The sequence below is a fragment of the Streptomyces sp. NPDC058576 genome (genome assembly GCF_042718715.1).
Lineage (GTDB): Bacteria > Actinomycetota > Actinomycetes > Streptomycetales > Streptomycetaceae > Streptomyces.
The window spans coordinates 122,308-134,815 of sequence record NZ_JBHXPF010000002.1 but is presented as its reverse complement, the minus strand read 5'-3'; the positions used below and the strand labels follow the sequence as shown (position 1 = coordinate 134,815).

15 protein-coding genes and 2 pseudogenes are annotated in these 12,508 nt (G+C 69.8%); 3 read left to right on the top strand and 14 right to left on the bottom strand.

Annotated elements, in window-relative coordinates; all coding sequences use genetic code 11:
- Nucleotides 1-89: 89 nt before the first annotated feature.
- The 13 genes and pseudogenes from ACFWRV_RS02145 to ACFWRV_RS02085 form a co-directional block, all read right to left on the bottom strand.
- On the bottom strand, nucleotides 90-1,091 hold the full coding sequence (locus tag ACFWRV_RS02145; protein WP_384326935.1) for a SpaA isopeptide-forming pilin-related protein: 1,002 nt from the start codon (nucleotides 1,089-1,091) through the stop codon (nucleotides 90-92).
- A gap of 186 nt (nucleotides 1,092-1,277) precedes the next feature.
- Nucleotides 1,278-1,754, bottom strand: coding sequence for a hypothetical protein (locus tag ACFWRV_RS02140; RefSeq protein WP_384326933.1), 477 nt, complete (start codon nucleotides 1,752-1,754; stop codon nucleotides 1,278-1,280).
- A 25-nt stretch (nucleotides 1,755-1,779) separates the two neighbouring features.
- Nucleotides 1,780-2,643 (bottom strand): DUF317 domain-containing protein, encoded by an 864-nt coding sequence (locus ACFWRV_RS02135; RefSeq protein ID WP_384326931.1) that lies wholly within the window; start codon nucleotides 2,641-2,643, stop codon nucleotides 1,780-1,782.
- A complete protein-coding gene (locus ACFWRV_RS02130; protein WP_384326929.1) occupies nucleotides 2,640-3,869 on the bottom strand; it encodes an ATP-grasp domain-containing protein in 1,230 nt (409 codons plus the stop codon). The genes ACFWRV_RS02135 and ACFWRV_RS02130 overlap by 4 nt, the downstream gene beginning before the upstream one ends.
- A 62-nt stretch (nucleotides 3,870-3,931) precedes the next feature.
- On the bottom strand, nucleotides 3,932-4,234 hold the full coding sequence (locus tag ACFWRV_RS02125) for a hypothetical protein (RefSeq protein ID WP_384326927.1): 303 nt from the start codon (nucleotides 4,232-4,234) through the stop codon (nucleotides 3,932-3,934).
- A 32-nt stretch (nucleotides 4,235-4,266) separates the two neighbouring features.
- The gene (locus ACFWRV_RS02120; protein ID WP_384326925.1) at nucleotides 4,267-5,502 is read right to left on the bottom strand and encodes an MFS transporter; all 1,236 of its coding nucleotides are present in this window, start codon (nucleotides 5,500-5,502) and stop codon (nucleotides 4,267-4,269) included.
- Nucleotides 5,499-6,032: a regulator gene (locus ACFWRV_RS02115; protein ID WP_384326923.1), complete on the bottom strand. Its 534-nt coding sequence runs from the start codon at nucleotides 6,030-6,032 to the stop codon at nucleotides 5,499-5,501. Before ACFWRV_RS02115 ends, ACFWRV_RS02120 begins: the two co-directional genes overlap by 4 nt.
- Nucleotides 6,029-6,871, bottom strand: a complete 843-nt coding sequence (locus ACFWRV_RS02110; RefSeq protein WP_384326922.1) for a winged helix-turn-helix transcriptional regulator — start codon at nucleotides 6,869-6,871, stop codon at nucleotides 6,029-6,031. Before ACFWRV_RS02110 ends, ACFWRV_RS02115 begins: the two co-directional genes overlap by 4 nt.
- Nucleotides 6,872-6,913: 42 nt before the next feature.
- A complete protein-coding gene (locus tag ACFWRV_RS02105) occupies nucleotides 6,914-7,327 on the bottom strand; it encodes a hypothetical protein (protein ID WP_384326920.1) in 414 nt (137 codons plus the stop codon).
- Between the two features lie 10 nt (nucleotides 7,328-7,337).
- A pseudogene (locus ACFWRV_RS02100) lies at nucleotides 7,338-7,793 on the bottom strand (hypothetical protein).
- The gene (locus tag ACFWRV_RS02095) at nucleotides 7,790-8,272 is read right to left on the bottom strand and encodes a hypothetical protein (protein WP_384326918.1); all 483 of its coding nucleotides are present in this window, start codon (nucleotides 8,270-8,272) and stop codon (nucleotides 7,790-7,792) included. The pseudogene ACFWRV_RS02100 and the gene ACFWRV_RS02095 overlap by 4 nt, the downstream one beginning before the upstream one ends.
- Before the next feature lie 101 nt (nucleotides 8,273-8,373).
- Entirely contained in the window at nucleotides 8,374-8,721 is a 348-nt protein-coding gene (locus tag ACFWRV_RS02090) for an SH3 domain-containing protein (RefSeq protein WP_384326916.1), read from the bottom strand.
- Between the two features lie 148 nt (nucleotides 8,722-8,869).
- Nucleotides 8,870-9,586: a hypothetical protein gene (locus tag ACFWRV_RS02085; RefSeq protein ID WP_384326914.1), complete on the bottom strand. Its 717-nt coding sequence runs from the start codon at nucleotides 9,584-9,586 to the stop codon at nucleotides 8,870-8,872.
- Between ACFWRV_RS02085 and ACFWRV_RS02080 the strand changes: the two genes are divergently transcribed.
- A complete protein-coding gene (locus ACFWRV_RS02080; RefSeq protein ID WP_384326912.1) occupies nucleotides 9,585-9,911 on the top strand; it encodes a CU044_2847 family protein in 327 nt (108 codons plus the stop codon). The two genes, ACFWRV_RS02085 and ACFWRV_RS02080, sit on opposite strands and share 2 nt — an antisense overlap.
- Before the next feature lie 105 nt (nucleotides 9,912-10,016).
- Here the strand turns inward: ACFWRV_RS02080 and ACFWRV_RS02075 are convergent.
- Nucleotides 10,017-10,217 (bottom strand): annotated as a pseudogene (locus ACFWRV_RS02075) (ISAzo13 family transposase); the annotation flags it as partial.
- A 140-nt stretch (nucleotides 10,218-10,357) separates the two neighbouring features.
- On the opposite strand from ACFWRV_RS02075, the gene ACFWRV_RS02070 reads away from it, so the two are divergent.
- Together ACFWRV_RS02070 and ACFWRV_RS02065 are read left to right on the top strand one after the other, a co-directional pair.
- Nucleotides 10,358-10,843: a hypothetical protein gene (locus tag ACFWRV_RS02070; protein WP_384326910.1), complete on the top strand. Its 486-nt coding sequence runs from the start codon at nucleotides 10,358-10,360 to the stop codon at nucleotides 10,841-10,843.
- Complete coding sequence (locus tag ACFWRV_RS02065; RefSeq protein WP_384326908.1) at nucleotides 10,830-12,371, top strand: caspase domain-containing protein; 1,542 nt, start codon at nucleotides 10,830-10,832, stop codon at nucleotides 12,369-12,371. The genes ACFWRV_RS02070 and ACFWRV_RS02065 overlap by 14 nt, the downstream gene beginning before the upstream one ends.
- The last annotated feature ends 137 nt before the right edge of the window (nucleotides 12,372-12,508 follow it).

Below are 12,508 nucleotides of genomic sequence, written 5' to 3'. Positions count from 1 at the left end.
GGTAGCGCGGCCTGTCTTGCCCGCAACGCGCGAAGGCCCCCGGAATCATGGTGACTCCGGGGGCCTTCGGGGATGCGCCGATGGGTTGATTAGTTGTCGTCCGTGCGGCGTCGGCGGGCCGCGAAGAGGACACCACCGCCGGCGGCGATCAGCACTCCGGCGCCGCCGATCATCCACGGGGTGGCGTCCGCGCCGGTGCGCGCGAGCGAGCCCGCAGGGGCGGGGGCCGCGGTGCTCGACGCGGTCTCGTCGCTGGTCGGGATGTCCGTGGCCGAAGCCGAAGCAGCGGGGGTGCCCTCGTCCTGGCCGGGCTTGTCCGGCGTGGGCCGGTCACTCGGCTTGTCGCTGGGCCCGTCGCTCGGATTGCCGGTGGGCTTCTCCGTGGGCGGCGGCGTGGTGGCGGTCTTGGCGTTGGTGACGGTCACCGTCACGGGATCGCCCGGCTTGGCCTTGAACGCCTTCGACGGCTTGTAGATCTCGTAGCCGTCGGGCGCCTTGACTTGCTTGACCCAGAAGTCGCTGCTGCTACGGGAACTGGTGGGCAGCTTGCCGCTTGCCGTGCCGTCGGAGCCGGTGGTCAGCGTCAGGAGGGTCTTGTCGCCGCTGCCGATGTTGACCGTGGATCCGGCCAGCAGCTTGCCGGTCTTGTCGTCCTTGGCCTGGAGGAGGACCTTAGCGGCCTTGAACGGGTCCACGATCGTCAGCCGGGTCGTCGCGCCCGGGGTTACGACGACGTCTTGGTCGGCGACGACCTCGTGCAGCGGGCTGCCGGTCGCCGTCTGCTTAAGCCGGTAGATGCCAGGTGCCAGGTCGGGGAAGGTCGCCTTCCCTTTTGCGTCGCTCTGACCCCGTCCGGCTTCCTGCCCGTCGGAGTCGAGCAGCAGGAACGTGGCGCCGAGCAGGGCGTCCCCGGCCATGTCCTTCGTGGTGATCTCGACGCCGCCCGCGTCCACGGCCGGGGTCTCGGCGGGAGCGGCGGAGGCCGAGGGGGTCGGTTCGGGAGACTCGGCGCCTGCGGCCGGCGCCCAGGTCAGGGTGCCGGCCGCCGCTACGGCGACAGCAGCGGCAGATCGGATGAGACGTGCATACACGAGGAAGGCAACTCCTTGGGACAGGGAACGGGGAAGGTCATCGGGTGTGGCCGGAGTTCAGGGCGGAAGGTGGTAGAGAGACGGGTGTAGTGCCGCCCTGTCGCTTGCCTGTCACCGTGGCGACCTAGAGGTCACGGAGGGTGGAGACGGGGGCGTCCTGGACGGTGCGCTGCAGCGGATGAGGTTTCACCGGCCGCGTGCGGCGTTCGCGACTGGCGCTCCCGGCGTTCTGTGGACGGGGTCGATCGCGCGGCTCTGCCGGCGGGCGGCCCCGGCACCGGGGAACCAGACGGCGGTGTACCTCTCGATCGCGTCGCGCAGACCCGTGAGGTCAGCCCCCTCCCAGGGGGGCTGACCGGGCCTGGCGATCTTGATGTTGAAGGTGTCGGGCATGTTGCGACCGTGCAGCTGTCCCTGCCGGCGGCGGAAAGTGTCGTGATCGGCGAAGCTGAGCGCCACGGTGTCGATCGTGCCCCGGTCGGTGTGCGTCACGGTCAGGCGCAGGCCGCCGTACGCGTTCCTGTACTGCGTATCGGTGAAGTCGATCTGCAGCCGTAGTGGTGAGTCCGGGATGGGCGTGGCGTAGTACGTGGTGCCCACCATGGTGCCGTTGGGGAAGGGAAGTCGGAGTTCGGCGAAGAACTCGGGGGCGTGCAGGGACAAGGTTTCTCCGGTGGATGGGATGGGTCTACCGGCGCGGGCCGGGCAGGGCAGGTCGGCTGGTGGTGCTCCAGCGCGGGACGCTGGCCGCGGGCAGCGCGACCGGGCGGCGGGATGCGACGGCCCGCCGTACGTCGAGCGGTGTGGGAGTCGGCGGGAGGATCGGGGTGGGCTGGGCCATCCCCTTGATGTAGCTGTAGGTGTCCTGCAGCCATCGGGGCAGCGGAGCTGGATCGGCGACGCACTCGGTGACGGCGGTGAGCAGGGCGACGGGGGTGTCGGTGCTGGCAGTGGCGTACCAGACGGGCCGGTCGATGGACTTGCCCGCCCACAGCTGCCAGCGGGCGTCCCGTGTCGACAGCTCGGCTTCCGGATCGAGGTCACCGGTGGTGAACTCCATGCCGGCGAGTCCGTCCGGGGCCTGGATGGCGAAGACGCCCCAGCGCGGGCGGTCGATCTCCCATCCCTGCTTCAGGAGCGGGACGATGGCGAGGAAGGGATCGTGCTCGTCGATCCCTGCGACCGGCCGGGCCAGGTAGGCGTCCGGCCCGTGCTCGTACGCCGTGGCGAGGGCGGTGGTGAACGCGGTCACGAACTCGGTCGGGGTGCGGTCGTTGAAGCAGGCGCCCCAGGTCGGAGGGCCGAACGGGTCACGGTAGGCGTTGATGCGCCAGAGCCCGTCGTCCTCTCCTTCGGGCAGGTAGCCGACGCGGACCTTGCGGTCGGGGGCGTTGGTGTAGGCGTTGCCGTGGTCGTCGTGCTCGATGCTCCAGCCGAGTTCGAGGAGCGGGGCGAAGGCGGGATCATCGATACCGGTGGTGGAGGCGAGGTGGCGCGGGGAAACGTAGACGTCGCCGTCGATCTCGTGGTGCGGATCGGGCTTGGGGGTCATCGGTCCGCCTGGGTGGTGACGGTGATCTCGTCGGCGGCGGTGTCGAGGCGTTCGGTGACCTCGGCGGTGGTCCGGCCGGTGACGATGTAGAAGCCGGCGCGCGCGACGTACAGGTCGCCGTCGGGCGGCAGGACGAGCTGGTCGCCGATCTCGCGGATCCACTGCACCTGCCGCAGCCAGGGGGTGTGGGCGGCGAAGGGCTGGTTGATGTTCCGTTCGGTGAGGGTGCCGGAGGTGTCCGGGTAGAGCATGCGGATGCCCGCGGCCCCGGCGCGGGTCGGGGTGAGGTCCGGTGTCCGGCCGCACGCGAGGTCGGCAGCGGCCCGAGGCAGGTCGATACCGGTGGCAAGGTGTACCAGGTGGCCGATCATGTCGCCGCCGATGCGCGCGTTTACCTCGATCAGCCGGGGCCGCCCGTTAACGAGGCGCAGCTCGACGTGCTGCACTCCGTCGGTGATCCCCAGGGCCTTGACCGCGGCAGTGGCGGCCGGGGCGACCTGGGCCAGGAGTGGGTCGTTGGCGTCGACGGTGTGGCCGGTCTCGTCGAAGTACGGTGCGGGGCCCAGGTGCTTGCGGGTTATGGCGACCGCGGTGGTCTCTCCGCGGTGGGTGACGCATTCGACGGAGAACTCCGGCCCGTCGAGGTATTCCTCGACGAGGACGGTGGTGTCCTCGCGGCTGCGGCTGGCGCCCTGTGAGGCGAACGCGAAGGCGGCGGGCAGTTCTTCGGGGGGGTCGACGCGGATCACGCCGATGCTGGCGGCGAACGCGGCGGGCTTGAGGACGGCGGGGTAGCCCAGCGTCATCGTCGCGAGACCGGCCTCCAGCAGGGTCCGTGCCTTCATCGAGCTTGCCGACGGTACGCCGTGGCGGGCGAACAGGGTGCGGGCGGTGGCCTTGTTGCGGCAGGCCCGCATCACCTCGACGGAGGGCGAGGGCAGACCGAGCGCGCGGGCGAGGACGGCGGTGGGGACGAGGTTCCACTCGTCCCAGGTGATCACACCGGTGAGGTCGTGGCGCTCGGCCAGCACCCGGCCGCCGGCGAGCAGTGCGGCAGGGTCGCTCAGGTCGACGACGGCGTGGCCGACGATGAACGGCTTCTCCCACGAGGGCTCGGTGCCGGTGAGCAGGACGACGTCGTACGCGGCGGCCACCTGCTCAAGGCAGTAGCCGCGATAGGTCTCGTCACCGGGAGACACGACGAGTACGAGGGGGCGAGCGGACAAGAAGGGGTGCTCCGTATCGGTGGACAGCAGCGGGGAGAGATGAGAGAGCGGGTGCCATCGGGTCAGGCGGCACGACGGCGGCGCAGCTCGAACGCGGAGGCCCAGCAGGGGTGTTCGTCGATCATCCGGCGTGCGTAGAGGGCGGTGTAGTTGTTGTTCAACCCGGCGACGCCGTGCGGGAGCTGCCGGCGCAGGTCCTCGAAGAGATCCTTGAGGCTGATCCGGGTCGCGCCGGCAGCCAGGCGGCGGGCGGCCATGCGCTCCAGGGCCCGGTACACGTGCGGGTTGTGGGCGTCGAAGGTGCGGAACTGCTCGGTGATGCTGCGACCGGTCGCGCGGTGCGATCCGAGGACGGCGGTGGGCATGAGGTTCTCCACAGGCTGGGGGCGTGCCGGGTTCAGGCGCGCAGGGCGGGGTCGGTGCGCAGGCGGGCGAAGGCGCTGAGCAGGCCGAGGGCCTGCAGGGCGGCGCAGGCGGTGATGACGTGGCCCAGTGCGTCGGGCGGAGTGAGGGCGGTGAGCACGCCGGCGACCGGGAAGGGCAGCAGGAGGATGAGGATGGTCGCCGACAGGGTGCTGCCGAACTTCTCCGGCGGGATGAGTCGGGAGCGCAGGGTGCGCAGAACGACCGTCATGCCGCCCTCTGCCGCCATGAGGACTGCGACCAGGATCAGGTAGGACCGGTAGTCGGGGGCCTGGGCGGCGGCGAGGCAGGCGAGCGAGGCGATGGCCGCGCAGGCGGCGCCGACCGGCCACAGGCCGAGGCGGTCGAGTGCGAACCGGCAGATCGTGACGCTGAGGAGCGTGGCCGCCGCAGCCGCGGACCAGACCAGACCGACGGCGGTGGTGGACTGCCCGAAGTGCTGGACGACGATCACCGGTCCGGCTGCCTGGAGCAGCCCGGTGGCCAGATTGGACACGGTCAGACCGGTCACCAGCCAGCCGAGCGCGGGCAGCGAGCGGATCGTGCGCCACCCGGTGCGCAGGCCGGAGCCCTGCTGCCCCTTCGGCGCACGGGCCGGAACGACGGGCGAGGGGGGTGTGCGCAGGGCGAGCAGCGCGGCGAGCAGCGAGAGCACAGTGACCAGGGCGAGCATCGGCGACGGGCCGGCAAGCAGGAGCAGTCCGGCGAGCGCCGGGCCGGCCAGCGTCGCGGTCTGGTCGATGCCGAGCAGGACGGCCTGGACCCTGTGGGCTCGCCGTCCCGCCCTGCGGGCGGCGGCGGTGCCGGCGGTCTCGGCCGCGATGTAGCTGAACTCGGTGAGCACGCCGGTCGTCGCGGCGAGCACCATCACGGTCACGCTCGCCACGTGGCCGGACGGGTGCAGGTAGAGGACGACCGCACCGGCGGCGAGCGCCAACGCACGCCCCAGGGAGGCGAGGTGGAACACCACCGCAGCCCCTCGCCGGTCGACGACCGCACCGGCCCACCCGAACGCCGCCAGCCGTGGGATCCACTCCAGGGCGAAGGCCAAGCCCGTCAGCGCGGCGGAGTTCGTGGTGGCCAGGACCAGCAGGGGAATGCCGTAGGTCGACATCGCGAGAGCCAGCGCGTCGGCCGTGCGCGGCAGGTAGACGCTGCCCATCAGCCCGGTGGGGTGGCGTGCGTGCCGGGGTGCGACGCCTAGGCTCACGCGGCGCGCCCGTATTCGGGGTCGGGTTCGAGGAGCGCGGTGATCTGCGGATGAGCGTCCAGCCACTGGAGCAGCAGAGCCCGAGGTCCGGACAGCTCCAAGCCGATCTCGGTATCAGCCAGTTCAACGTCCGGCCGGCGGGTGGAGCCTCCTGCCGGGTCCGCGGCGGGGAGGGACTCTACAAGGCTGAGGGTGTGCCGGATGCGGCTCATGAAGTCGCTGACGCGGGTCGGATAGGCGTGGTGTCGGGCCCATCGGGCTGTCGCGTCGTAGAAGTCGGCCAGCTCCACGCCGGACGTCGTGAGTTCGAGGCTGGCGCCGGGCGCGGCGCGGACGAGATCGTGCACGAGGGCAATGTGGTTGATCCGGCGTAGGTGGTGCGTGGAGAGGTCGGGCAGGGTGCTGGCCAGCTTCCGGGGCGGGATCGGCCCGTTGTCGTCGATCTCGGTGATCAGCCGGATCAGTGCCGGTGAGGACAGGAAATCGACGGCGGCGCGCAGGTTGGCGGAGGTGAAGGAGGGGGTGGTCATCGGCGCGGGCCTCCCGCCTGGATGGCCGCCGTCGGGCGGACGGTCGTGGCATGGGAGAAGAGATCGCGGTTGTGCCACGCCGGGGTGGGGTCACCCGTCCGGGTAGGCGGGAGCCCCGCGGGGGCCGGCCGGGACTGGCTGCTGACCCACGGCCTCGGTGCGGGCTTCGCCTGCGGTTGCCCCCACACGGGGTGATTCGTGGCCTGGTTGAGAGGCTGACCGGCGGACCACGCGGACAGGGCGCCGAGCACGGGGCCCAGGCCGTCGCCCGCCGCGGACAGCCGATAGGGCTGGCCGATGCCGTCGGTGTCGACCAGGCCGTCGGCGACGAGCTGCCGCAGCGGCGGGTACACGTTCGTCCAGTCGCTCTCGGGCATCAAGATCCTGGCCAGTGCCCGGCCGCTGACCTCCTGACGGGATTTCAGCACCCACAAGATGGCCGCGGCATGGCGCCGGGTGAGCAGGGTGAGACTGTCCTCGATCTGCTCGATCGCGGGCAGCGGCTGGTCCGCCGTCTCCAGGTGCTCCTCGGCCCAGGTGACGATCATCGGCAGGACCGGCAGCAGGGCGGCTCCGCGTTCGGTGTGGCCATAGGTGACATGCCGGGAGGTGTGCTCGGCACGCTCGACGAGGCCGGCGTCACAAAGGGTCTTGAGCTTGGGGTGAAGCTGGCCGCTCTGCAGCCAGGAGACCTTCGACGCCAGCTCGCTGTACCGCAGCGGCGGGCCGGAGAGAGCCAGCATGATCCGCACGTTCCAGCGCGGGGTGATCATGGCGAGGGCCTCGGTGACCCGGGCGATGTCGGCGTCAGTGTCAGGGGGCAGAGCGGTGATGGCCATGGGAGGAACTCCTGGGTGAGTAAGGAGAGATCGCGTGCTGGATCAGCGGCTGGGTGCCGTGCTCTGAGCCGGAAGAGGAGGAGCCGGAATGCACGGCGAGACAGTCGGCGGGGACGGAGCTGGGGCCGGAACGGGAGCCAGGCTCTGCAGGACGGCAAGGACCGACTTCACCTGGACGTCACGGACGGCGACTGCCTCGGCGAGCCGACGGGAACCGTCGAGGAGGTGGGGAACCTCGTGTCGCCCGATCTGCCGCTCGGGGTGAATGAGACGGGCGATGTGGTCGCGGTGGAAGCCGATGCTGCGCTCGGCGAGAGCGAGGTCGTCGCGCATGCCGAGCAGGGCGGAGAGCATGCCGGGCGGCTGGTCCTGAGCGTGGGCTTCGAGGTCGGCGAGCGGTGCGCCGTACAGGTCCGCGATGCGTCCGGCTATCTCGGTGGACGTGAGGTGGGGCAAGCGGGGGCTTTCACGGTCGGGTGGCCCGGGCCGCCCGGGCCGCCCCGGCACGCGAGGGTGGGGGGGGGGCCGACGGGGGCAGGGTCGCGGTGGCCCGGAGCTGCGTGGTGCGTACGCGACGGGCTCGCTGATCGGGCGGAGGCATGGTGCGCAACAGCTCGCCGAGGGCCGCACAATAGCCGTCGCGCGCATCGAGCGCCGCCTGCAGCCACTGCGCGTCGAAGCCGAGCTTGTCCGCCGACAGCTCGCCCATGTCGCGGTCCGGATCCATGTCCGCGTGCACGCGGTCGCGGACGCGGGAGATCTGGTCCTCGGCCAGAGCGAGAAATTGACGCAGTTCCAGGGCGCTAGTCAACGCCGGGGAGACTTTGGTCCAGCCGGCAGCCTCGTGCAGTTCATCGACCGGCGTACCGAAGACTTACTGCAGACGGTCATCATCCATGCTGCTGGGCTTGTTCCGGCTCATCGGACGAGTCCTCCCGCCCGCCATGCCGACGCCGGCGCGGGTGTACCCACGGGACGACGGGGAGCGCTGGCCGGCACAGCAGGACCGGTCCGGGGGCGAAGGCGGGCGAGGCGTTCGGCGGCGAGGCCCTTCTTGCCCGGAGCGTCCGGGTCGAGCAGCCATCGCACGACCATGGCCCGGCCGTCGCGGGCGGTGACGGCCGCGTTCACCCGGTGGGCGAGACCCATCGTCGGGTCGTCGACCTCGCTGGGCTGGGTCTCCAGCGCGGCGAGAAGGTCGTCCTCCGCCCGCTCCAGCACGGACTGGGCCTGGACGAGCAGGCCGTGCCACTTCACGACGTCGGTGGCATCAGGGTTCGCGGTCGGCTCCGCGCAGACTGCGGCCTTCAACTCGTACATGCCCATGGCGAAGCGCGCTTCGATTCGTTCGGCGAGCACGCCCACGACGTCCTCAACGTCTTCGGATATGCCGTCGGACAAAAGAGAAACTCCTGTTCTGGAAAGGCCGATGCCTGGCGGAATACGAGGGGCAGCCGTGCCCGGGGCGTCTCAGCCGATAAGGGGATCTGCTCTAACGCCTGTCAGGACAGGCACATACGGACGTCGCGATAGACGTACGTGCCGGACACCCAGCCCTTGACGCCGGTCGACTTGTCCGTGATGTAGAGCCAGTTGCCGCTCTTCTTGTGCACGCTGAAGCGGTGGCTCTTGTAGAGAATGCCGACGGCGGTGGACTTCGAGCTGGCCTTGGACCGGATAGTCACGGCCTTGGTGTGGACCTCGTACGGCAGCGGCGGCAGGTGATGGCAGCTGTACGCCGGGGCCGCGGCTACGACGGCGGGTGCCGCGCCGGCGGGAGTGGCGGCCAGCACCGGCACAGCGAGCGCGCCGAGCATCGCCGCGGAAACAGCAATTCGGGTGGAGCGCATGCGAAAGAAACCTCCGTAAAGGCATAGGGGTTGAGTGGAAGAGCGCCGCAGGTGTTGTTCCGGCGGCTGTATAAGAGTCCGGAGAATCCCCGGTTTGGCTAACCGGCGATCGTCGGTTATGTTGCGCCGCCCGCGCTGCGAGGAGCGCTCAGCGCCTACGGCTGGGCGGGCGCGGAGCGGGGGTCGTCGTCGTACCGGTCGGGCGGCCGGCGGTGGCTGCCGGGCGGACCGGCGGCAGCGGAGCGGCCGTACCGCTGTGCCGCTCGTTGCACCACCGCCAGGCGTCTTCGACCCGGTTGAATCCGCCCTCGCGCAAGAAGTAGGTGTCCCCGTCGGCAGCGACCTCCTCGACCAGCACGCGGAAGGGGGAGGGCGCCCGCTCGTCGAGGGCACGCAGTACGACCAAGGTGACCATGTCGTCCGGGTCGTCGTGGGTGTAGGAGTAGCCCATCGCGAAGTGGTCCCCGTCGCTCACGAGGCGCCGTTCCAGGGCCCGGGTGGCGTCGTTCGCGGGCCGGGGCCTGAACTCGTTGGTGAGGGCGATGGCTTCGGAGGGGCAGCCGCGGTGGATGAGCCAGGACTGAGCCATCGGCACCAGCGGCAGAGGGGCGTGCTCGAAGTCGAATGTCGCCCTCTGCTGGTCTCGGCACAGGTGGACGGCGAGATATTGAGGCTCGCCGGGGTGGCCGTAGGTGGCGCTGCGGTCGAACAGCACGTAGTAGCTGTGCGCACCGTCAGGAGTGTGATGCTCGGCGAGCGGGACGAACGAGTCCTGGTTCACCGAGACGTGGTAGAAGAAGTCGCGGTACTTCTCGACATCGGCGTCGAGGTCGTCGACGTGGAAGTCGAATTCTTCCCGGTCCATGCGCTGGTGGTCGGATGACGGATCAGGTGAGGACAACAAGGGCCTTTCACGTCGGGGGTCAGCGCCGCGGTGTTGGGGTGGATGGCCAGGCGCCGCCATCGCCGTCGACGTGCTGCGTAACACACTCAAGCCGCTCGGCCCCTTGGTCCAGGAGGTGCACGACGCGGTGAGCGCCGGGCCGACGCCACCCAACGAGGTGGCCGTCACGTTCGGCGTGCAGCTCGGGCAGGACCTGAAGCTGGGGATCGTGAACGGCAACGGGCAGGCGCACCTGACGGTCACCGCCACCTGGAAGCCCGGCGATGACGCAGGCGCTGGCTCATAGCCACGGACCTCCCCTGCATCTAAGGGCTTGCAGATCATCAACATGGCCTCTTCATCTTGCTGTTGGGGTCGATGCCCAGGGCGATGCCCCGGGCATGGAGAGTTGGAGGGCAGCGGGTGGGGTGGTCACCGGCGGGACGCTTTTGGCGTGCGCATCGAGCGGTGTCCTGATCTTCAGCAGGGTGCGGTACATGGCGGTGCAGCTGCTGCCGAAGAGCACGGCGAGGGGCTCCGCAGCCTGGGCGAGCCGGAGGTGAAGGACGGCCGCCAGGACCTGGTCGGGGAAGGCGAGCAGGGGCGGGCGGCCCGCCGCCTTGCCTGACCGGGCGGAGTGCTGCGGCTTTCGGCGCGGAGGTTCAGAACGGGAGTGTCAGCCCGGGCGGTTGGGGCACCATAGAGAACTCACCGGCGACAGTCTGGTGATGCCGTTTCGCTTATGGGGGGCCTGTGCGCGTACGCATCGGAGATGAGGGGGTAGCCGGGGAGAGCGCGGTCAGCGGTGGTGGTGACCTGACCGGTCGCTTCGCGGACTGGCTTGCCAGGGACCGGACTGTGGGTCGGCACGTCGCGTTGACCCGCGAACGCTCGGGCGCGGCCGACGGCGGGATGTCGGGTGACCTCGTGGAGTGGATCGGCCTGACCCTCAGCGCCGGTTTCTCCGCCGCCGGTCTGATCTACGCCCACCTCAACTTCCGCGCCGCGCTTCCACCGCGCCAGCGGCCCGGCGCTCGTATGGTTGTCGAGCACAACGGTGTGCGCGTCGTGATCGAGGACGGCCACGCGGAGGACGCCGCCCGCCTCGCTCGTCTGCTGGGCACCACGGTGAGCGACGCGGACAGCGCATCGACCGGCCACGCAGGCCCGGTTGGCGGTGACGGTACCGGGCAACGGACCGGGGACGACACCGGAGGGGCGGCGGGTGGCGCTTCCTGATCCGCACAAGAGCCGGGCGGTGCTGGTCGGGATCGGTGACTACACAAACGCCGATCTCACCGCCATACCGGCGGCGGCTACGGGCGCCGACCACATGGCCCGGCTGCTGCGCGACCCGTCGATCTGGGGACTACCGCACAAGCACGTCACGGTCCTTGGCACCGCTACCACGCAGGAACAGATTCTGACGACGGTCAGGGACGCCGCGCTGGCCACGGAAGACACGTTGGTGGTGTACTTCGCCGGCCACGGACTGAGGGACCCAGGCGAACGCCTTCACCTGGCACTGGTCGACGCCGACCCCGACTACCCCCAGATCGGCACCCTGCCCTATCGCCAACTCCGCGACCTGATCAGACAGTCGGGCCACCGGGCCAAGCACCGTGTCACCATCCTCGACTGCTGCTACAGCGGCATCGCCGGCGGCATGTCCCACTCCACGGCCCCTACCCGCGACGAGTTGGCCACGGCCCTGGACGAACGCGCCCACACCAAAACCGCCGGAGACTACGAGGGGCAGCACGAATCGGACGAGGACGGCCACGGGGACTGTGTGCTGACCTCGGCGCCACCGCAGAGCCGTTCCTTCGTGCGCCCCGGCGCACCGTTCCCCGAATTCACAGGTGAGCTGATCGCCACGCTGGAGGCGGGCATCACAGGAGTCGGAGCTGCGATCAGCCTGGAGCACGTCTGGCTCAAGGCCCGAAACCGCATGCGAGCCCGCGACAGTCCAGAACCACAGCTGTTCACCCAGAACAACTCCACCCGCCACATTCACTTCCACAACCGCGCTCCCCACGAACGGCAGCAGCCGGGCCCCGCCGCTCCGGGACCGGATCCCGGCCCAGATGGGAAGAAGAGGGACAAGCCCCGGAAGAAACCGAAGAAGCCCAAGCCGGAAACGCCGCCCCAACAAGCGACGGCCTTCACCGTTTCGTGGACCGGGAACGAAGACCCGAGGACGTTCACCAAGAACGGGCTCATGATCCCCGGAGGTCTGCTGCTCGCAGTCGCGCTTGCGTTCTTCTACTCCGCGATCGAAGGCTCAGCGAAAAGCAACCCGACCATTGCCTACATCACCAGCGCGGTCTTCCTGGTGGCGGGGATCCTCCTGTGCGACAACATGATCCCGCCCAACAAGGTGAAGAGACTCATGCAGGCACGGACCCTCAGCGTCGACGACACCGGGCTCACCACCAGCGACCCTTTCGGCAATCAGCACTTCTCCAGGACCTCGATCAAGAAGCTCTCCATCCACCACACCTCGGAGAAGATCAATAATCGCGCGCCCCTCGCCCTCCACCTTCAGCTCCATCGGTGGTCCCAGGAAGCCCATCGGACATCCTGGCCGCCTGCTGGATGGCCACCCGAAGAAGACCCGCCGGAATCCTTCAAACGCTTGCCCCACACGGCTCCAGACAAGTGGGTGCCGGTGTGTTTGCTAGGCCCGCTGACAAGACCGAACAAGACCGACCTACAGAACGCCCTCGCCCTCTACCTGAAGAAGACCCCGGAAGGCATCTGGTAGCTCGTGCGCATCGGTTGGCGAGGCCGTGCCCACCGACCGTACGGCCGGATCGGCCACTCACCGAACGATTCCTCAGCCAGAGAACGGCCAGCTACCGGCTGTGGCGCGCGCCCACCGAGATCTCGGTCCGGCTGGTC

What these genes read in the sequence shown, in the direction of transcription:
- ACFWRV_RS02135 (WP_384326931.1), bottom strand. Translation starts at nt 2,643, where the DNA reads ATGACCCCCAAGCCCGATCCGCACCACGAGATCGACGGCGACGTCTAC.
- ACFWRV_RS02125 (WP_384326927.1), bottom strand. Translation starts at nt 4,234, where the DNA reads ATGCCCACCGCCGTCCTCGGATCGCACCGCGCGACCGGTCGCAGCATC.
- ACFWRV_RS02115 (WP_384326923.1), bottom strand. Translation starts at nt 6,032, where the DNA reads ATGACCACCCCCTCCTTCACCTCCGCCAACCTGCGCGCCGCCGTCGAT.
- ACFWRV_RS02110 (WP_384326922.1), bottom strand. Translation starts at nt 6,871, where the DNA reads ATGGCCATCACCGCTCTGCCCCCTGACACTGACGCCGACATCGCCCGG.
- ACFWRV_RS02090 (WP_384326916.1), bottom strand. Translation starts at nt 8,721, where the DNA reads ATGCGCTCCACCCGAATTGCTGTTTCCGCGGCGATGCTCGGCGCGCTC.
- ACFWRV_RS02080 (WP_384326912.1), top strand. Translation starts at nt 9,585, where the DNA reads ATGCGCTGGTGGTCGGATGACGGATCAGGTGAGGACAACAAGGGCCTT.
- ACFWRV_RS02085 (WP_384326914.1), bottom strand. Translation starts at nt 9,586, where the DNA reads ATGGACCGGGAAGAATTCGACTTCCACGTCGACGACCTCGACGCCGAT.